This is a genomic window from Lyngbya sp. CCY1209 (genome assembly GCF_055795065.1).
In genome coordinates this window covers 1-19,665 of the sequence record NZ_JAYFER010000558.1, presented here as the reverse complement: position 1 = coordinate 19,665, position 19,665 = coordinate 1, and the positions used below count along the sequence as shown (strand labels likewise).

16 protein-coding genes are annotated in these 19,665 nt (G+C 57.0%); 10 read left to right on the top strand and 6 right to left on the bottom strand.

Annotated features, from left to right (window positions below):
- The first annotated feature begins 252 nt into the window (after positions 1-252).
- The 5 genes from crtB to AC0QHF_RS19605 all read left to right on the top strand — a co-directional run bounded on the left by crtB (position 253) and on the right by AC0QHF_RS19605 (position 6,718).
- Positions 253-1,158 (top strand): cyanoexosortase B, encoded by a 906-nt coding sequence (gene crtB, locus AC0QHF_RS19625; RefSeq protein ID WP_324705929.1) that lies wholly within the window; start codon positions 253-255, stop codon positions 1,156-1,158.
- A complete protein-coding gene (locus tag AC0QHF_RS19620) occupies positions 1,133-1,870 on the top strand; it encodes a cyanoexosortase B system-associated protein (RefSeq protein WP_324705928.1) in 738 nt (245 codons plus the stop codon). Before crtB ends, AC0QHF_RS19620 begins: the two co-directional genes overlap by 26 nt.
- 41 nt (positions 1,871-1,911) lie before the next feature.
- Entirely contained in the window at positions 1,912-3,600 is a 1,689-nt protein-coding gene (locus AC0QHF_RS19615) for an SLBB domain-containing protein (protein WP_324705927.1), read from the top strand.
- A gap of 111 nt (positions 3,601-3,711) precedes the next feature.
- Positions 3,712-5,943: a GumC family protein gene (locus AC0QHF_RS19610; RefSeq protein ID WP_324705926.1), complete on the top strand. Its 2,232-nt coding sequence runs from the start codon at positions 3,712-3,714 to the stop codon at positions 5,941-5,943.
- 70 nt (positions 5,944-6,013) lie between these two features.
- The gene (locus AC0QHF_RS19605) at positions 6,014-6,718 is read left to right on the top strand and encodes a 4'-phosphopantetheinyl transferase family protein (protein WP_324705925.1); all 705 of its coding nucleotides are present in this window, start codon (positions 6,014-6,016) and stop codon (positions 6,716-6,718) included.
- 19 nt (positions 6,719-6,737) lie between these two features.
- Here the strand turns inward: AC0QHF_RS19605 and fcmC are convergent, their stop codons facing one another.
- Both fcmC and fcmB read right to left on the bottom strand, forming a co-directional pair.
- Positions 6,738-7,316, bottom strand: coding sequence for a filament morphology membrane protein FcmC (fcmC, locus tag AC0QHF_RS19600; protein WP_324705924.1), 579 nt, complete (start codon positions 7,314-7,316; stop codon positions 6,738-6,740).
- A 149-nt stretch (positions 7,317-7,465) separates the two neighbouring features.
- Complete coding sequence (gene fcmB / locus AC0QHF_RS19595) at positions 7,466-8,578, bottom strand: filament morphology actin-like protein FcmB (RefSeq protein WP_324705923.1); 1,113 nt, start codon at positions 8,576-8,578, stop codon at positions 7,466-7,468.
- Between the two features lie 340 nt (positions 8,579-8,918).
- On the opposite strand from fcmB, the gene ftsH2 reads away from it, so the two are divergent.
- From ftsH2 to AC0QHF_RS19580, 3 genes are all read left to right on the top strand, one after another.
- Positions 8,919-10,808: an ATP-dependent zinc metalloprotease FtsH2 gene (gene ftsH2, locus AC0QHF_RS19590; RefSeq protein ID WP_324705922.1), complete on the top strand. Its 1,890-nt coding sequence runs from the start codon at positions 8,919-8,921 to the stop codon at positions 10,806-10,808.
- 225 nt (positions 10,809-11,033) lie between these two features.
- Positions 11,034-12,344, top strand: coding sequence for an aminopeptidase P N-terminal domain-containing protein (locus AC0QHF_RS19585; RefSeq protein ID WP_324705921.1), 1,311 nt, complete (start codon positions 11,034-11,036; stop codon positions 12,342-12,344).
- A 182-nt stretch (positions 12,345-12,526) separates the two neighbouring features.
- Positions 12,527-12,865 carry an SH3 domain-containing protein gene (locus AC0QHF_RS19580; protein ID WP_324705920.1) on the top strand — a complete coding sequence of 113 codons (339 nt, stop codon included), beginning with the start codon at positions 12,527-12,529 and terminating at the stop codon, positions 12,863-12,865.
- Positions 12,866-13,152: 287 nt separating this feature from the next.
- Here the strand turns inward: AC0QHF_RS19580 and AC0QHF_RS19575 are convergent, their stop codons facing one another.
- The 4 genes from AC0QHF_RS19575 to AC0QHF_RS19560 all read right to left on the bottom strand — a co-directional run bounded on the left by AC0QHF_RS19575 (position 13,153) and on the right by AC0QHF_RS19560 (position 17,223).
- Positions 13,153-14,751: a glycosyltransferase family 39 protein gene (locus AC0QHF_RS19575; RefSeq protein ID WP_324705919.1), complete on the bottom strand. Its 1,599-nt coding sequence runs from the start codon at positions 14,749-14,751 to the stop codon at positions 13,153-13,155.
- A gap of 111 nt (positions 14,752-14,862) precedes the next feature.
- A complete protein-coding gene (locus AC0QHF_RS19570) occupies positions 14,863-15,198 on the bottom strand; it encodes a ribulose bisphosphate carboxylase small subunit (RefSeq protein WP_324705918.1) in 336 nt (111 codons plus the stop codon).
- 69 nt (positions 15,199-15,267) lie between these two features.
- Complete coding sequence (gene rcbX, locus AC0QHF_RS19565) at positions 15,268-15,663, bottom strand: RuBisCO chaperone RbcX (RefSeq protein ID WP_324705917.1); 396 nt, start codon at positions 15,661-15,663, stop codon at positions 15,268-15,270.
- A gap of 129 nt (positions 15,664-15,792) precedes the next feature.
- Positions 15,793-17,223 (bottom strand): form I ribulose bisphosphate carboxylase large subunit, encoded by a 1,431-nt coding sequence (locus AC0QHF_RS19560; protein WP_324705916.1) that lies wholly within the window; start codon positions 17,221-17,223, stop codon positions 15,793-15,795.
- A gap of 589 nt (positions 17,224-17,812) precedes the next feature.
- On the opposite strand from AC0QHF_RS19560, the gene AC0QHF_RS19555 reads away from it, so the two are divergent.
- Both AC0QHF_RS19555 and AC0QHF_RS19550 read left to right on the top strand, forming a co-directional pair.
- Positions 17,813-18,709: a LysR family transcriptional regulator gene (locus AC0QHF_RS19555; RefSeq protein ID WP_324705930.1), complete on the top strand. Its 897-nt coding sequence runs from the start codon at positions 17,813-17,815 to the stop codon at positions 18,707-18,709.
- Positions 18,696-19,628 (top strand): amidase, encoded by a 933-nt coding sequence (locus AC0QHF_RS19550; RefSeq protein ID WP_375341444.1) that lies wholly within the window; start codon positions 18,696-18,698, stop codon positions 19,626-19,628. The genes AC0QHF_RS19555 and AC0QHF_RS19550 overlap by 14 nt, the downstream gene beginning before the upstream one ends.
- The last annotated feature ends 37 nt before the right edge of the window (positions 19,629-19,665 follow it).

The window sequence follows — 19,665 nt, the reverse complement described above, 5'->3', positions numbered from 1 at the left end:
AAATTCCCCAATCATCTTTAGATGATTTGAGCTATTAGCTTGGGAATTGATTCCCAAGCGGTCTGGATGTCTCACCCACCGCTCCCACCGCTCCCACCGCTCCCCCCGCTCCCACCGCTCCCACCACTCCCCCCGCCTCCTCCGCCCCTTCCGCCTCCATTCCCCATTGAGAAGCGTTATAAAGTGGAAATGGGGTGTCTTCCCCCCCAGACGAATTCCGTTCAATTCCAACCCATTTCACCCCCAGTAGCCATGCAAATTCCGCACAAGCTCCCGATCGCGATCGGACGACACCAACTCGGCGCGGCCCTGATCGGACTTTTGGCCCTGATGTACGGCCCCCTGCTGTTCCACTGGTACGACGGCTGGCTCAACAAAAGCATCAGCATCGAACACGAATATTTCAGCCACGGCCTGATCGGCTTGCCCTTCGCCGCCTACATCGCCGGGACGAAGCGCCAGGAGTGGGAACGACTCCCCGACCACATTCACCCCCTCGGGGGCTTTCTGCTGGGACTCGGCGGAGTCATGTATCTGAGCAACCTCTCCGATTTGGTGAATCTCTCCTTTCCCCTCGTCCTGGCCGGACTTTGCCTGTGGCTCAAAGGGATGCCGGGGTTGAAATTGCAGCGGATGCCGCTGCTGTTCGTGTTGCTGGCGACCCCGAACCACCTGCCCTATTTGATCGAGCCGCTGGCCTTGCCCCTGCAAGAGTTTATTGCCAACGTCGCCGGGTTCATCCTGATCCAGTTCGGCCTCCCGGTGACGGTCGATCAGATCTATCTCTACGTCAACCAGCAAATCGTGGAAGTCGCCCCCCACTGCGCCGGGTTGAAAATGTTATTCACCAGCCTCTATGTGGGGTTGATGTTATTGTATTGGACGGGTGCGATCGCTTCGAGAACCAAGACGATTCTTTTTCTGGTCGGCGCGGCTTTGACCAGCGTGGTGGCAAATATTCTCCGCAATACCCTGCTCACCTTGTTTCACGGCACGGGTCAAGACGGCCTGTTTCACTGGCTCCACGAGGGATGGGGAGGAGATGTCTACTCCGCCAGTATGTTGGGTCTGTTGGTTCTCCTGATGAACTGGATGCAACACAATTTCCCCGACGAACCCGAACCCGAAAACCATGAACAAATCAGCCCAGAATCTTGATCCGACTCCGGAAACCGACGCCGCTTCCCCCACCCCCAAACACCGCTTCAAAGCGTCTCACTGGCTGCTGTTGGGATTTTTGGCGCTCTTGCTGGTGGTGGGGACCCTCCCCGGCTACTTCCGGGGGGGATGGCTTTGGTCGGATTTTCCGCCCCTGTCCGTCTTACCTGAACTCCAGGCCATTCGCAAAGACGGTTTGAGCGTGCCGGGGTGGACTGTGGCGAACCAGAGGCTCATCCCGGTGGGGGGAAAAGAATGGTCGTTGCAGACCCTGGAACGGGACGGCGAGGAAGCGCTGCTGTTGCTGTTTCCCCAAAATTATTACAAGGATCAACCCCACGTCGAATGGATGGATCTCAACGGGTTTCAGCGGTGGAAAACGGATTCTTACCGCCACCTCAAATTTGGGGGGGATGATTCCGAGTCCGCCGCCGTCAGCGCCCGATTTTTCCGGGCTTGGACTTCCCGGCAAACCTACGCCGTCCTCCAGTGGTACGCTTGGCCCGACGGCGGTTCCCCCGCGCCTTCCCGGTGGTTTTTCGCCGATCGCAAAGCCCAACTGAAAGGCGATCGCGCCCCCTGGGTGGCGGTCAGCGTTCTGCTCCCCATCGAGCCCTTGGGTAACATAGAGGAAGTGGAGCCCCTGGCCGAATCCCTCGGCGAAGAGATTCAAACGGCACTAAGGTCAACGACATTTAAAATTGATAATTGACAATTGATAATTGATAATTATCAATTTGTTTTTCTGCCGGGGTGGCTCTTGTCAAACCGACTCCCGACTCCCTAATACCGACTCCCGCCATGTCCGATCGCTTTCGTTCCGCTCGATCCTTTTCTCTGGCTGTCCTCTACTCGATTTGTGGGGCGATACCATTGGCGATCGGGATTTGGGGTTCGGAGTCCCGCGCGGAAATTCCCAGCCGCTGCGTCCTGCCCCAATCCTACGTCAATCAACCCCTGCCGCGAGTTGGAGAACCGGCCCGAGTCGAACCCAACTGGCCCGACCTGTTGGAATTGTTCCGCAATCCCGACAGTCCCACGATGACCCAGCCGTCGGCGATTCCGGTGGAGCCGTCCATATTTCAGGGGCCGATCGGCGATCGCCTGAAAAGTTACGAACTCGGCCCGGGCGACCAAATTTTTATCGATGTCATCGTCAACGGCCAGCGGTCGGCCGAATTGACCGTCCCCAACGCCACCATCGGCCCCCAAGGGTCCCTGGTGATGCCCCTGATCGGGTTGGTGGAGTTGGAAGGACTCACTTTGGAGCAAGTCCGCCAAGATATTTTGTCCCGAGTGGCCCGGTTCGTCAAAAATCCGGAGGTGGTGGTTTCCCTCGTCAACCAGCGGCCGGTGCGGGTGACGGTAACGGGAAAGGTGGCCCGGCCGGGTTTTTATCCCCTTTCGGCGCCCGAGTTGGTGGTCGCCCTCACCACCGCTGGGGGAACCACCAGCGCGGCGGATCTGCGGCGGGTGGTGGTGCGGCGGACGCTCCCGGACGGGAAAGTGCTCGAAAGCGAAATCGACCTGCTGACGCCCCTGCTGCTGGGCCTGAAACCGCCGGACGTGCGCCTGAGCGATCGCGACGTGATCCTCGTCCAGGCCCAAGAAGTCAGCCCTACCCAAGGCTCCGAGCGCGACCTGCTGGAAACCTACAGCCTCGCCGCCACGCCCACCCCGGCCCAGGTGACGGTGGTGGGGGAAGTGGTCAAACCCGGTTTTTACGCCCTTCCGGCCGGTGGCACCCGGGTCTCGACGGCGCTGCTGGCGGCCGGTGGCGCCACCCTGACGGCCGACTTGCGGACCGTTTTGGTGTGTCGCACCACGGTAGACGGCCGGGTTCTGGAAGATATCGTCGATCTGTACACCCCCCTGGCCGAAGCGACGGCCATCCCGGATGTCTCCCTCTCCAACGGGGATTCGATCATCGTGCCGAAACTGCCCCCCGATATCGACGAGCGGGACTACGATCGCAAATTGGTCGCCAATTCCACCTTAGTCACCCAGCAGATCACCGTCCGGATTCTCAGCTACGCCGGTAATACCGTCGGTGCCGTGGCGTTGCCCAACGGTAGCACCTTCATTGACGTACTCGGCAACGTCCCCCTGGAAACCGGCGATCTCGAAGAAATTGCGCTGATCCGATACGATCCGCAACGACGCCAACCCATCACCCGCATTCTGAACGGAAAAAGCGTGCTGATGGGCAATCCGGAGGACAACATCCTCCTGCAAGACGAGGACGTGATCGTCGTCAACCGCAACCTGATCACTCGAATTACCTATTTCCTGAATACGTTTACCCAACCCTTCCGCGATATCTTGGGATTTACCCTCTTCTTCCAACAACTGACCGATTCGGCCGAAAATCTTTTCGGTCCGGCGGCGGGCGAGGAGGGAACCAACTCGGGCAATGGTGGGAATTCGGATAATAATAATTAGGGTGTCGGGTGGGGGGAAACCGTCCCTCGTGATCGACGGGCGGCGATCGATGAATTCCCCTCCACTTCTTCTACAGGTTCAAGCCAACCCCAAGTCGGACATTTTGAAGTTATGACTCTACCGATTGTCAAACGATATCTGATTGCCTTTGAACATTACAAACTCGCCGGCTTGGCGACGTTCGTGGTCGGCTTGGGGGTTTCCGGGGCGGTCGGCATGATGTTGGAATCCCCCCCCAAACCCCCTTACGAGGCGACGGGAGTCCTGACCTACAAAAATCCTCCGGTTCTGTTTTCGGAAACGGGTCAGAGCATCCGACAACAGGGACAGCAACTCACAGACCGGATGTTGCTTCAACCCCGGGTGATCGAGACGGTGCTGACGAGTCTGGCCCTCGATCCCCGGCAGTTTCAAAGAAGTTTGAAGGTGGTGGTCAAGAATAGCGAAGAGGGGGGCGGATATATTGAAGTCAAATATAAAGATGCCAGCCGCGATCGCACCGTCGAGGTGGTGAACCTGTTGATGGAAGAGATGATCGAACAGAGTCGTCTGATCAATACCGAACACCTCCGCAATATTATCGACACCATCCGCGATCGCATGGGACCGGCTGAAGCGGAGCTTCGGGAAGCTCAAAATACTCTGGAAGATTACGACAAGCGGGAAGGTGCCACCCTGTTGGCTTTGGAGAGCGGCGCGCTACCCCAATCGATCATCGCCAATGACAATCAGCTCGAACAGTTGCAACTCCAACTCGAAGCCTTCGACGCCCAAATTGCCAGTTTGGAATCCCGGCTGGGTTTGACGGTGGATCAGGCCTATGTCTCCCAGGCTCTCACCGCCGATCCGATCATCGCCGAATTGCGGGTGCAACTCTACCAGATTGAATCCCAGTTGGAATTGCTCCGCAAGGATTACACGGACGCCTACCCACCGGTGGCGGAACTGCTCAAGCAAAAACAGGCCGCGGAGCGACAATTGCAGGAGCGGGCTTCGGAAGTCCTTGGTGGGGACGGGATCGTCGCCCCCCTGAGACGGGTTGACCAAATTCGGGTCGATTCGGCCCTAGACCCGGCCCGACAGCAGCTTGCCCAAAATTTGATCGCCCTGCAAACTGAGAAAGAAACCCTGGTTCAACAGATCGAAAGTACCCGGGAGGTGGGGGAAAAATTGCGCCGGGAGTACGCCACCATCCCCAACAAGCAAATGGAGAAACTCCGCTTGGAGCAACAGGTGGCTTACAAACAGGCGCTCTACGACAAAATGCAGGCCCAGTTGGCTGATGCCCAGGCGGCGGAGGCGGAAACCGTCAGTAGTTTGCAGGTGGCTCAGGAGGCGTTTGCCCCGGATGTGGAGGAACCTCCGCCCCCGCCCAATTTGATTTTGGTGATGGCGATCGGCGGATTTGGCGGGGTCGTCGGCGGTGCGGTGCTGATTTTCGTGTTGGGAATGTTGAGCGGCCAATTCTACACCTGGGAGGAAATCCAGGGGGCGTTCCGGGAGCGGGAAGTGCCGGTTTTCGGGGTCGTGCCCAATGTCATGCTGTTGGACGACCATTTTGAGGAGATGCCGTTGCTCCTCAATCCTCGATCGCCCTATTTGGAAGCCTACGAAAAGGTGCGGAGCAGTTTGTTCCGCGGCACCGAAACCGCCCCCACAGTGGTGCTGATCACCAGCACGAAGGGGCCGGAGGGCAAAACGCTGACGGCTTACAATTTGGCGATCGCCACGGCCCGGGCCGGAAAGCGGACGCTGCTGATCGAGGCGGATCTGCGATCGCCCTCCCGGGTCGAAAAATTGCGGTTGGCCCCCGATCCCCAGGGGCGGGTGGAGCCGCTGCGCTATTACGGGGATTTGAACGAGTGCATCCGCCTGGTCCCCGATATCGCCAATCTCTACGTTATTCCCTCTCCGGGGCCGCTGCGGGGGGTGACGACGGTACTCGAATCGAGCGAGATGCGCCGACTGCTGCGGGAAACTCGCCATCGATTCGACGCGGTGATCGTCGATGCACCCGCTTTGAGCGACAACAACGATGCCCTGACCCTCGAACCCCTGACGGACGGCATGGTGATGGTGGCCCGGCCCAGTTGCACCGCGTCGGCTCAGATGAATCAACTCGCGGATCAGTTGATGGAAGAGGACGATGAAGAAGCGGAGTCCAAAAAATACCGCCCCCGCCTCCTGGGAGCGATTATCAACGGGGCGGATATTCAGGTCGATTTCGACGAAGAGGAGATGGAGGGCGGGGAAACTCAACCCGCGCCGAGCGCCTTGGAACAACCCGCCTTACTGCCAGATGACGAATCCATCCTGCAATTGCCCTCCCGAACCCGATATTAATTGATCATTGTCGGTTGTCAATTTTCGCCCCCGTCCCACACTCGAATTGTTGAAAGCGCCATCGAATCCCGTGCAAATTTGGCAGGCCGACCTCAATTTGGAGCCGGCTCAAATTCATCGATTTGAAAAACTTCTCGCCCCCGACGAGGGGGAACGGGCGCGGCGGTTTCGCTTCGATCGCGATCGCATTCATTTCACGGTCGCCCGCGGCATCCTGCGCCAAATTTTGAGTCCCTTGGCCGGCGTTTCTCCGGAAGATTTGACCTTCGGTTACGGCGATCGCGGAAAACCCTATTTGACAACCGGAAATGAGGGCGGAAAACTCCAATTTAATGTCTCCCATTCCGGCGGACGGGCGCTGTACGCCGTCGCCTTCGAGCGGCGCGTGGGGGTCGATTTGGAGTCGTTCCGACCCGTGGAAGGGTGGCAACTGGCGCGGCGATTTTTCTGCGATCGCGAATCGGAAAAACTGCGTTTGGAATCCCCTGTGGAGCGACAGACCGCCCTATTTTTCCAGCTTTGGACGGCAAAAGAAGCCTTTTTAAAAGCGACGGGAACCGGATTGATCGGCTTGAAAGATGTGGAAATATTGTGGAATAATTCCAGGGAAATATACCTGTCAAAAATCGCCGGAGATTCGGTCAATAACTGGAGTTTAAAACCCCTGAATTTGGGCGAAAATTGGGCTGCTTCCGTGGTCGTAGAAGGTCGGAATTTAGACATCGAATCCACGCCCAAAATCTGGGACTTTCATCGAGCATTCCAGTCGTCCTGATCGGGGGAGCCGGGGGGAATCAAAAATCGTCCACCAGGGAACTCAGGCGCTTGAGGAGCGGATCGGTTTCCTCTTCTGCGGGCGGTTCCGGCGGGGGGGCAGGGGCGGCATCCGGCGGCGGTTCGCCGTTGTGCCGAGTCGGCGGTGACATTTGGGACGCTTGGGCGATCGCATCCGTGGCGACATCGAGTTTCTGGGCGATCGCCGTTTGGAATTGGGCCAGTTGCTGGGCGAGTTGGAGCACCTGTTTTTCGAGTGGCTCGGTTGAGTGGCTCTGAGTCGGAGTCTGAACGCGACGGTCCAACTCCGCCAATTGCGTCTGAAGCTTCGAGAGACCCTCTTCGATGCGCCGCAGGTTGGGAGGGGGGGGAAACGGGCGATCGCCCGGCGCTTCCGAAGCCGTCGCGGCCGGTGTCGTCGCGCCCGGCGCCGAACCGGAAACGGACAGAAACTGCCACAGGGCTTGCTTGCAGAGGTTGCTGAAGGTTTGATATTTCGTCAGAGACAGCTCTTTTTCGATCGCCTCCAATAGCGCTTGATCGGCGGCATCCTCCGTAAACGTAACAGATTGAGTCAGTTTTTTGTTAGCCCAGAGCATAGTTGAGAGTTCAGACGTACCGGCAAACCCGAAATCAGATGACCCCAGTGTATCAGAAGTCCGGTTCGCCGCAGCCCATCTCACCGACTCCCCGCCGGGCGAAACCCGACGGGGTTGAGGTCCGGCGGGAGAATCGGCGGCCCGCTCGACTACCGTTTGGCGAGTTGAGCTTCTCCGTAAACGAACTGTCCGAGGGCGTTGGCTTGGCGGGCCGGCTGGGCTAGGTGCGCCCGCAACTGAGCCTCTTTGAGCAGGGGTTGCAGGTCTTGCCAGAAGAATTCGCCGCCGCCCCCCGTAATGACGACATCCGTTACCCGTTCGGGCAGCCATTTCACCAGGCGATCGGACAGGTCCCGGGCGAAGACTTTCCGCAATTCCGGCACGATCGCATCCAAATCCGCCGGTTTGGTCGCCCCCCGAGGACGGTAGAAGCGCTGCCCCTGGGGTTTGTGAACCGCTTCGAGCAGGAACAGGGATTGGGAGTCGGCGCCCTCGATCTTGCTGGCGACCTGCTCGTAAAACTTGCTCATGGCAAACACTTCGCTCTGGGAAACCCCCCGGGCGAACCGGAACTTGTCCACGGTCAGAAAGTCGGTGGTCTGGTGTCCGACATCCACAACCGCCACGGAGAGCTCGGCGAAGTTGGGCATATCCTTACCCCCTTGAGCTTCGCACCAGATCAAACTACCGTATCCCTCCGGCATGACGCGGACGCTCTTAATATCGACGACGATCTGATCGCCCCGGAAGATCAACGTATTCGGACCGCTCAGAAGGCTGACGATCTGCTCTTTCTCCCGCTCGAACTGCTCCTGAGAGTAAAAAGGCAGGCCCAGCACCACGTCGAGATCTCCTTTTAAATTGAAATACCCCACGCAGGCGAAGATCTTGATCAGGGCATCGTTGATCTTGGAGGGATTCTCCTCCGGGTTGCCACCGAATAAACTGGCGCCGAAGTCGGCCGCGAGTTGCCCCACCGCATAGCCGGTACCCTGGTATTCCAACCAGAGATCCAACAGCGGGTCGGTATTTTTGGATTCAAAACCGCCCCCCCGAGCTTTTTCCACACTCAGTTGGGCGACGTTGGAGGGGATAAACACCACGTCGCCCGGGTTGCGCGTCACGCCGGCTTTGGTCGCGGTTCGCCCCAGGTCAATGCTGAGGATCGTCGATCGCCCCCCGACACCGGCAGTGGTGACTTTGGTGGTTGTGGAAGCTTTGGCTAAGGGAGATTGTCCGGGTCCGGGATGTTTGTCAATCATCTAAAAAATCCGTTACTTCTCGAAGACTCAAAATTATAATGCCTCATCTTTTGCCAGTTGCGTCCACGAAGATTTTCCTTTCACCCACAAAGATCCGGGTGTGCTCGGTACTCGGTGGGGCGGAGGAAGCCTATGAGGCCACTGGGGCCGAGGGGCACGAAGCCGGCAAATGAATGGATAATTGTCAATTGTCAATTTTTCCCCACTCCCCCGTCCGAGTTGCTTTATTACGGATTGTTACGTTAAATTTAGTTAAGATTATGAATATCTTCAACTCGAGCCGTCCACCCGGCTGCGCTTTAAAAAGCTTGATGTCTAGGATACAGAGGCAACTGAATTTATGAAAACATCTTGGAGAACCATCCTGCTCTGGACGATCCCGGCCCTCGTGATCGGGTTCTTCCTGTGGCAGGGGGCGTTTGCGACATCCCCGACGGATATCGCCCAAAACAATACGGCAAGCACTCGCATGAGCTACGGCCGATTCTTGGACTACCTGGACGCCGGGCGCGTCACCAGCGTTGATCTCTACGAAGGGGGTCGGACAGCGATCGTGGAGGCGGTCGATCCTCAACTGGACAATCGAGTTCAGCGGCTGCGGGTGGACCTGCCCAATAACGCGCCGGAATTGGTGTCCCGCCTGCGGGATGCCAACATCAGCTTCGACTCCCATCCCCCCCGCAACGACGGGGCGATTTGGGGGCTGCTGGGGAATTTGGTGTTCCCGATCTTGCTGATCGCGGGGCTGTTCTTCCTGTTCCGCCGCTCCAATAACGTCCCGGGAGGCCCCGGTCAGGCCATGAACTTTGGCAAATCCAAGGCCCGGTTCTCGATGGAAGCCAAAACTGGCGTTCTGTTCGACGACGTGGCGGGCGTCGAGGAAGCCAAGGAAGAGTTGCAGGAGGTCGTCACCTTTTTGAAGAAGCCGGAACGCTTCACCGCCGTCGGCGCCCGCATTCCCAAGGGCGTGCTCCTCGTCGGACCGCCCGGAACGGGTAAAACCCTCCTGGCTAAGGCGATCGCCGGGGAAGCTGGGGTTCCCTTCTTCAGCATCTCCGGTTCGGAATTCGTGGAAATGTTCGTCGGGGTGGGGGCATCCCGGGTGCGCGACCTGTTCAAAAAAGCCAAAGAAACGGCCCCCTGTATCGTGTTTATCGACGAGATCGACGCCGTGGGACGGCAGCGCGGCGCCGGCATCGGCGGCGGCAACGACGAGCGGGAACAAACCCTCAACCAGTTGCTGACGGAAATGGACGGGTTCGAGGGCAACACGGGGATCATCATTATCGCCGCCACCAACCGCCCCGACGTCCTCGACTCCGCCCTGCTGCGTCCGGGACGCTTCGATCGCCAGGTGATCGTGGATGCCCCCGACATCAAGGGCCGCCTGTCGATTTTGGAAGTCCACGCCCGCAACAAGAAATTGGCCGATGAGGTGTCTTTGGAAGCCATCGCCCGCCGCACCCCCGGATTTACCGGGGCGGACCTGGCGAACCTGTTGAACGAAGCCGCCATCCTCACGGCCCGCCGCCGCAAAGAGGCTATCACCATGCCGGAAATCGATGATGCGGTCGATCGCGTCGTCGCCGGCATGGAAGGGACTCCCCTGCTCGACGGCAAAACCAAGCGCCTGATCGCCTACCACGAAGTCGGACACGCGATCGTTGGCACTCTCATCCCCGCCCACGATCCGGTTCAGAAAGTCACCCTGATCCCGCGTGGACAGGCTCGGGGCTTGACCTGGTTCATGCCGGACGAAGACCAAGGCCTGATTTCTCGGGCGCAGATTATGGCCCGGATTACGGGGGCTCTGGGGGGCCGCGCGGCGGAGGATGTCATCTTCGGCGATGCGGAAGTCACCACCGGCGCCGGCGGCGACCTACAGCAGGTGTCCGGGATGGCCCGCCAGATGGTGACTCGCTACGGGATGTCTGACCTCGGTCCGCTGTCCCTGGAATCCCAGCAGGGCGAGGTGTTCCTGGGCCGGGATTTGGCGACCCGCACTGAATATTCCAACCAGATCGCTTCCCGCATCGACTCTCAAATTCGGGCGATCGCCGAACATTGCTACAACGACGCCTGCCAGATCGTTCGCGAAAATCGGGTGGTCATGGACCGCCTCGTTGACCTGCTGATCGAGAAAGAAACGATCGACGGCGACGAATTCAGGCAAATTGTGGCGGAATATACTGAAGTTCCCGAGAAAGAACGCTTCGCCCAAGTCCTCTAATCCGACTCGGAAATCCGTTGGAAATTTTGACCCGGCCTCTCGAAGAAGCCGGGTTTCTTTATTGTGAATGAATCGATTAAACTGTTATGGCAGGCAATAGCCAAGAGGCAACAGGCGATCGGGCGAAACCACCTCCATCGTCCGGGTTCCACCATCGGTCTATATCCGAACTGTTCTGGCTATTGCTGCAATAAAAAATAAATGGATAATCAGGCAACCTGACAGATGACCACACCAGCAGAATATCAACAACGTCGCGAACGGTTGATGGCAAAAATTGGCGGCGGTACGGCGATTTTCCGAAGTGCACCGATGGCCGTCATGCACAACGACGTAGAATATTCTTACCGCCAAGATAGCGATTTTTTCTACCTCACCGGATTTAACGAACCCAATGCCGTCGCCGTCCTCGCCCCCCACCAGGAAGAACACAAGTTCGTCTTATTCGTCCAACCCAAAGATCCGGAAAAGGAAACTTGGACGGGATACCGGGTCGGGGTTGACGACGCCAAAACCGTTTATGGGGCTCACGAGGCTTATTCAATTGATGAATTGGACGAAAAACTGCCCCAATACCTCCAAAAAGCCGATCGCATCTATTACCGTTTGGGACGGGATAAAAAATTCAACGAAACCGTCCTCAACCACTGGCAAAAGTTGATGCGGGTTTATCCGAAACACGGCACCGGACCGATCGCCATTCAAGATGCCGGAACCCTCCTCCACCCCCTGCGGTTGGTGAAAAGTGAATCGGAATTGGAACTGATGCGAAAGGCGGCGCAAATTTCCGTGGAGGCCCACGAGCGGGCGCGGGAATTTGCCCGACCCGGACAGTACGAATATCAGGTGCAAGCGGAACTCGAATATCTGTTCCAACAACACGGTGGAACCCCCGCCTATCCTTCCATCGTCGCCTCCGGAAAAAATGCCTGCATCCTCCACTACATTGAGAACGATCGCCGGATGGAAGACGGGGATTTATTATTGATTGATGCCGGTTGTTCTTACGGGTATTACAACGCCGACATCACCCGGACGTTTCCGATCAACGGCAAGTTTTCCCGGGAACAAAAGACGATTTATGAGTTGGTTTTGACAGCTCAAATTGCTGCGATCGCACAGGTCAAACCGGGCAATCCCTACAAACAATTCCACGAAACGGCGGTGCGGGTTCTGGTGGAAGGATTGATGGATTTGGGATTGCTGCAAGGGGATATCGAGGAGATTATCAAGGAAGAAAAATATAAACCCTTTTATATGCACCGCACCGGCCACTGGCTGGGGTTGGACGTGCACGATGTCGGCGTTTATCAGTGGGGCGAAGAACCGCAATTGTTGCAACCCGGACAGGTGTTGACGGTGGAACCGGGGATTTATATCGCCCCGGATATCAAACCCGTGGAAGGACAGCCGGAAGTGGACGCACGGTGGCGGGGAATTGGCGTCCGAATTGAGGATGACGTGTTGGTGACGCCGGACGGCTGCGAAGTCCTGACGGCGGGGGTTCCGAAGTCGGTGGAGGCGATGGAACGTTAACAGAACGTGAGTTCAACTCCCAACCCTTGGTTGTTGCGCTTTAGCGCCTCAGAGTTCATGGGGGCTAAAGCCCAACAACGCCGATTAGAACCCGGGGTTAATTAAATAATTATAAAGAATCGGAAGACCCCGATCGCACGACAACTAAAATATTGTCATTTCTTCTAGAATATCTGAAGACAATGCTGGCAAAATCTTGGCATTTCGTTCTCGCGCTGAGTGCGATCGCTTCGTTGACGGGTTTGGGAACGGATGCGATCGCAATCCCTAGTTTTTCTTCCCAGGAATCTGAACCCTTTCCAATTGCCCAAACTGCGGCGGGTTACTGTACCGTCGCCGACCCGACCGGGACGCCTTTAAATGTGCGTGCGACTCCGGGGGGAGACATTATCGGCACTTTGGATAACGGGGAAGTGGTCGCCGTGGGGGTGACGGACGGCAGCGAGGGACCGGAGTGGACTCGCATTATTCAACCCTACGAAGGTTATGTTTGGAGCGACTATTTGACCGACTGTTCCTAATTGATATCAAATTCGGCGAAAGGGCGCAAGGTTGGCGCCCCGGCACCCCGAAAGTTGATTTTGTATGATCGTGAAATGGGTGGGATCGCGCCGCGAAAGAAAGGGTTGACGGATGGCGGCGACTCGTGGTAGGATTTGACTATATTCTCCATAATGGGAGTGGTTGCAAAAATAAAATTTTGTCGCCTATTCCCATTATAAAAATAATAGCACGAAAAAAACAAAAAAGAAAGGGGAAGCGGAAAAAAAATGTGTCCCCATGCTCAAGTCAAAAAAATGTGAACCCGTCATTTCAATTTCCAGAGTTGTCGGGCTTCTATAGCCGGTTCGAGTTGTCCGTATTTCGCCTCAACCAATTCGCGCAGGTTTTCGGAGGGTCGAAATAGGAAGAGAGTCGAATTTTCGGGAATCAGGGATAAATTAGGTTCCGGGTCCATCAAAATCAATTCCACATCATCATCGAGCAAGTAAGCGAGGGAAATCAAGTCGCCCATATTCGTGCCGTTACCCGAATCGGCAATCAAAACCGGGGCATCCGCCGCGTTAATTTGTGTGGCAATTTGAGCGTTAAAATAGCTGAGGTTTTTGCTCCACCAGGTCGATGCAGTGGCACTCATGCCGAGAGAAACGAGACTCGCCGTCAGCAGCAGGGCGAAAATTCCCCGCCAGAGATATTCCCCATCGAACAAGGATTGGCGGCCGGTGCTGAGGTGAGTTCCCAGCAAAAAGGCGACGGAAATTTGAACAGCCGGAAAGCAACAAATCAAATAGCGTGTGACAGCCGATCGCTGTCCTCCCAGCAACAAATCCGGCAACACCAACAAGATAAATGGCACAAAAATTGCGGTGAGAATAAATAGGCGAGTCGGGCGATCGGTCATCTCGCCGAGATAAAATAGGGCCGCCAGAATCAGGAGCAAAAACGGCAGGCGAAAAACGTAAGTCCAGACATTATAAAATCCGAAATCGATATCGACCAATAAAGACGTGAAACCGAGGATCCAAAATTTAGCCAAGTGGAGCAAATCGACCGATTGTTCTGCCCAGCTAGTACGGGATTGCAGGTCAGAAAAATTATTGATAATAATAAAAATCCAGGGGCTATAAAGAATCGGAAGTAAAAGGATGGCGACCGGAAATTTGGGAATCGAAAAACGGCCGCGGGACGGGATAACGGGCGGGGGTTCGGACAAGAAAATTAACAGTCTCCAGGCGACGTGGCCGGCGATCGCGAGGCTAAAAAAGAGATGGGTGTACAAACCCAAGGTGCAGGCGAAAATGTAACATCCCCACCAGAAGCAATGGTCAGTGCGGACGGCTTTGAGCAAAACCAAGCTGGCGGCGATGATGAGTGCCGTCATTAAGCTATATTGGCGGGCGGTTTGGGCGAACAGTAGGTCAAAAGGAGAGAGGGCGAGTAATGTGGTGGCGGTTAAAGAAATGAGGGGAGATTGGAAGAGTTCCCAGGCAAGGGCGTAGATGAGGGGCAGGGAAATGAGGCTGATCAGGGCGGGAAGCAGGCGGGAGGCGAAAATGGAACCGCCGAAGCCTTTCATCCAACCCCGGGCGATGAGATAGTACAGGGGCGGGTGGTGGGGGTTGGTTTTGAGGGATTCGACGGTGTCGGCGGCGGTGCTCTTGGGTTTGGGGCGCTGGTATTTGAGGAGATCTGGGGGGGAAAAGATGCGATCGCCGAATAAGTCCGCACTCACTTCCTCGGCGGTGAAGCCGGCCGATCGCAAATTGGTGTAAACTTCATCATGCCAGTACACTTTGCGATCGAGGGCGACAAAGCGAAAGGCCACCCCGATGCCGATGGCGACGATCAACACGAACATGAGGAGGCGAGGGTGTCGGTTCACGAACACCTGGGGCTGATAGAGCATTCCTGGAATTGATGATTTTCGTTCAATCATAAAGGCAGGGATTTCTCCCTGCCTCAAGATTTGCACAAATTGGTTGTTTAGATCAAAGCGATCGCGCCGTCAGGTTCGAGTTTAGTACAGCGAACCGGAGGGACGGTGGACGATGAAGCTAAGAACCTGGCACTGCTTCACGTTGTCGAAGCCCATGACGCGGATGAAGCACTTAGGATACTCGCGGCGGCACTCATCGATCTCGGCCATCACTTCCCGGACGGTGGTGGCGTTGAACAGGGGCAGCTTCCAGAGGGTCCAGTAGTGCTGTTCGGGTGCGGAGGACTCGCTGAATTCGACCCCGGCGATGAAGCCCTGCTCCAGGATGTACTGGATCTGCTTCTGCATTTGGGCGTCGGTGAGGGGGGGCAGGTAGGAGAGAGTTTCGTAACGGCGCTCTTTGGGTAGTGTTTGCATGGTTCGTTTTCGGTGTAATTGTTGGGGGTCGATATGTTGAGTTTTCCACCCCTCGACCCGAACGCACCGCTAGGGGTGAGGTTCCGAGTCGGGGGTCGATTCGGTTTGGGGGTTGGATTCGGAAACACTCAGTTGCGTCATGCGTTCGAGGTAATGACGGCGGTGTTCCATATTGGCCTGCTGAATTCCGGCGCGGACCATTTCCGGCAGGTAATCGGCGATCTCTTCGGCCAGATGCGATCGCACGGTGAGGACCCGAAACGCCAGTTCCTGGTTTTCCCGGAATAACTCCTGCAGGTAAACCTCGCCGTCCTGAATTTTGCCCGTCGAGGAAAACCCGTTGAGCCAGATCGCCAAACCCGGATTGGTTTCCCGCAACTGATTCGCGATCGTCCGGACAGCCTGGTAAGTCAGGTAACTCGTCAGTACCTTGGTCGTGTCCTTGGCAACTTTTTTGATATCCATGTTCCGAGACCAACCCCAATCGAGACTTCTAGTTTGAGATATTGGATTGAGTTGTATCCGCAGCTCTCCGAAATTGTCAAGTCAGACCGGATACGCCCAATCCAAATCCCTCCCGAAATCTCCGGGGACTTACAGGGTGTCCATCGCCTCGAACTCGAACTTGATTTCCTTCCACAGTTCGCAAGCCACGGCCAGTTCAGGGCTCCACTTGCAGGCTTCGCGGATGACGTCGCCGCCTTCGCGGAACAGGTTGCGGCCTTCGTTACGCGCCTGAATGCAGGCTTCCAGGGCGACGCGGTTAGCCGTCGCGCCGGGAGCGTTCCCCCAGGGGTGTCCCAGGGTTCCGCCGCCGAACTGCAGGCAGGAATCGTCGCCGAAGATTTCCACCAGGGCGGGCATATGCCAGACGTGGATACCACCGGACGCCACGGGCATGACACCGGGCATGGAGGCCCAATCTTGGGTGAAGAAGATACCGCGAGAGCGATCTTCTTCGATGTGGTCTTCCCGCATCAAGTCCACGAAGCCCATCGTGATGCCTTTTTCGCCTTCGAGCTTACCGACGACCGTGCCGGAGTGCAGGTGGTCGCCGCCGGACATCCGCAGACACTTGGCGAGGACGCGGAAGTGGATGCCGTGGTTACGCTGACGGTCAACAACGGCGTGCATGGCGCGGTGGATGTGCAGCAGAATGCCGTTGTCGCGGCACCAGCGGGCCAGGGTGGTGTTGGCGGTGAAACCAGCCGTGAAGAAGTCGTGCATGATGATCGGGGTGCCGAGCTCTTTGGCGAATTCGGCCCGTTTCATCATTTCTTCGCAGGTGGGGGCGGTGACGTTCAGGTAGTGACCTTTGACTTCCCCGGTTTCGGCCTGGGATTTTTCGATCGCCTCTTGGACGAACAGGAAGCGATCGCGCCAGCGCATGAAGGGCTGGGAGTTGATGTTTTCGTCGTCTTTGGTGAAGTCCAGACCGCCTCGCAGGCACTCGTAGACGGCGCGGCCGTAGTTCTTGGCGGACAGACCCAGTTTCGGCTTGATGGTGCAGCCCAGCAGGGGACGGCCGTACTTGTTCAGTTTGTCCCGCTCGACGGTGATCCCGTGGGGGGGACCTTGGAAGGTCTTCAGGTAGGCGACCGGAATCCGCATATCTTCCAGACGCAGGCCCCGCAGCGCCTTGAATCCGAATACGTTCCCCACGATGGAGGTCAGCATATTGGTGACGGAACCCTCTTCAAACAGGTCGAGGGGGTAGGCGACGAAGCAGAAATACTGGTTGTCTTCGCCGGGAACCGGTTCAACGTGGTAGCAGCGACCTTTGTAGCGATCGAGATCCGTCAGCAGGTCGGTCCACACCGTCGTCCAGGTTCCGGTGGAGGATTCTGCCGCGACGGCTGCCCCGGCCTCTTCGGGGGGAACACCGGGTTGAGGAGAAACGCGAAATGCAGCCAGAATATCTGTGTCTTTGGGCGTGTAATCCGGCGTGTAATACGTCAGCTTATAGTCTTTTACACCAGCCTGATACCCGGCTTTTGATTTGGTTTGGGTTTGAGAGTAAGCCATAACTCCTTTATATCTCCCTTCTTAGGAATCGCTCTTTATTTCGGTCGATTTGCCGAATCATTAAAATAGTATCAACAAATGGATTCAGTTAACCTTGAATATTGTTAATATTTACATAACATTTGTTTATATTTCTTTTCAAAAAGCTACATTTGGCGATTTTCAAAACAAGGATCGTCCTCCCATATCATCAAATGGGAAAAAATAATATTAAATCTTGTAAACTCATGCCGTCATTCCCGTTATCTCAGGAGTTTGCCCCGCCCGGTTGATACACGGAGCAGCCAATTTGTCAAGGTTTCCCGGCGAATTGAATCGAAAAACCGATCGCGATTCAATCGCCCCGGCCCCCTTCAAATCGGCGGTGAATTCGTCAAATGGGCGATCGACTGGCAAAATCCTCGACGACTCGGGACGATCGCCGGCGATCGCCCCCCCGGCTCGAAATGGCGGGGACTCGCGGGTGAAAAAGCCAGATCGGAGCGGGGAGGGTATGATCGTGTCTGTAGTCCAGTGCCGACTGGGGGGGGATGTCTCGGCGAAGCCGACCCGCTCCCGACGATCGCCCATTCTGCGGAGGAAACAGCCCTTGATTCAGGCGACCCTGCACCAATTAAAAGTATTTGAAACCGTCGCCCGCCACGGCAGCTTTACCCGGGCGGCGGAGGAATTGCTGATCACCCAGCCGACGGTTTCCAGCCAAGTCAAACACCTCGCCCAAGGGGTGGGCTTGCCCCTATTCGAGCAAATCGGCAAACAACTGTACCTGACGGATGCGGGCCGGGAACTCTTGGCCACCTGCAAAGATGTCTTTGAACGGCTCGACAACTTCGAGATGACCGTCGCCGACCTCAAGGGCGCGAAACAGGGGCGGTTGCGGCTGGCGGTGGTGACGACGGCCAAATATTTCATCCCGCGACTGCTCGGATCGTTCTGCCAGCATTATCCGGCGATCGACATCGCCCTGCAAGTCGTCAACCACGAGCAGATCACCGAGCGGATGCTCGAAAACAAAGACGACCTCTACATCTTGAGCCAGCCCCCCGAAGACATCGACCTATGCAGCCAATCCTTTTTAGATAATCCCCTGGTGGTCATCGCCCGGGCCGACCACCCCCGGGCTCGGGAAAAAAACATCCCCATCAAAGCCCTCGACGACGAACCTTTCATCATGCGGGAATCCGGTTCCGGGACCCGGCGGGCCGTGCAGAAGTTGTTCGAGAAGCACAAAATCTCGGTGCGGGTGCGGTTGGAATTAGGGAGCAACGAGGCCATCAAACAGGCGATCGCGGGGGGATTAGGAATTTCCGTCCTCTCCCAACACACCTTATACTCGGAGGGGGACAGCAAAGAATTCGCCATCTTGGACGTCGAGTCCTTCCCCATCCAGCGGCGCTGGTACGCGGCCTATTTGCACGGCAAACAGCTCTCGGTCGTCGCCCAAACCTTTCTAGAGTATCTCCTCAAATGCGATGAATCCAAATGACCTGGCATTTGCCCCCGCCCTCGCACAGGCGCAACTGATCCGCAAAGGGGAGATTTCCCCCGTGGAGTTGGTGGAACTATACCTTGATCGCATCGAACAGTTCAATCCCCAACTGGGCTGTTACTTTACCGTCACGGCGGAAACTGCGATCGCCCGCGCCCACACCTGCGCCGAAGCCCTGGCCAAACCGGGCGCCGAGGTCCCCCCGTTTTGGGGCGTCCCCATCTCCATCAAAGATCTCAACCCCGTCGCCGGAGTCCCCTGCTCCTACGGTTCCCAGGTCCTCAAGGATCGGGTCGCCGCCTTTGACGATGGAGTAGTCGCCCGCATCCGCGAGGCCGGATTCATCATTTTGGGCAAAACCGCCACCCCGGAACTCGGTTCGCTCCCCTACACCGAACCCGAGGGATTTCCCCCCGCCCGCAACCCGTGGAACCCGGACTATACCCCCGGGGGTTCCAGCGGCGGGGCGGCGGCGGCGGTGGCGGCGGGACTCTGTGCGATCGCCCAGGGGTCCGACGGCGGCGGCTCCATCCGGGGTCCGGCCTTTTGCTGCGGCGTGGTGGGCATCAAACCCAGCCGGGGCAGAGTGTCCCACGCCCCCGTGGGCGACTACCAGAACGGCATTTCCACCAACGGCCCGATCGCCCGCACCGTAGCCGATGCCGCCGCCCTGCTGGACATGATGTCCGGCTACATCACCGGCGATCCCTACTGGTTGCCCGATCCAGAGGCTTCATTTTTGTCCGCCGCCGGCCGCCCCCCCGATCGCCTGCGGATCGCCGTTTCCACGGAAATTCCCCCCGTCGGCACCGCTTCCGAGGCCTGCCAAGAAGCCGTGACCCAAACCGCCGGCCACCTGGAAGACCTCGGCCATCTTAAAGTAAGCGCAATTATTGAGCGTGTAGAGGCACTTTGATAATGCCTTTGAGAATCCAGCTTTGGATTACTTAAGA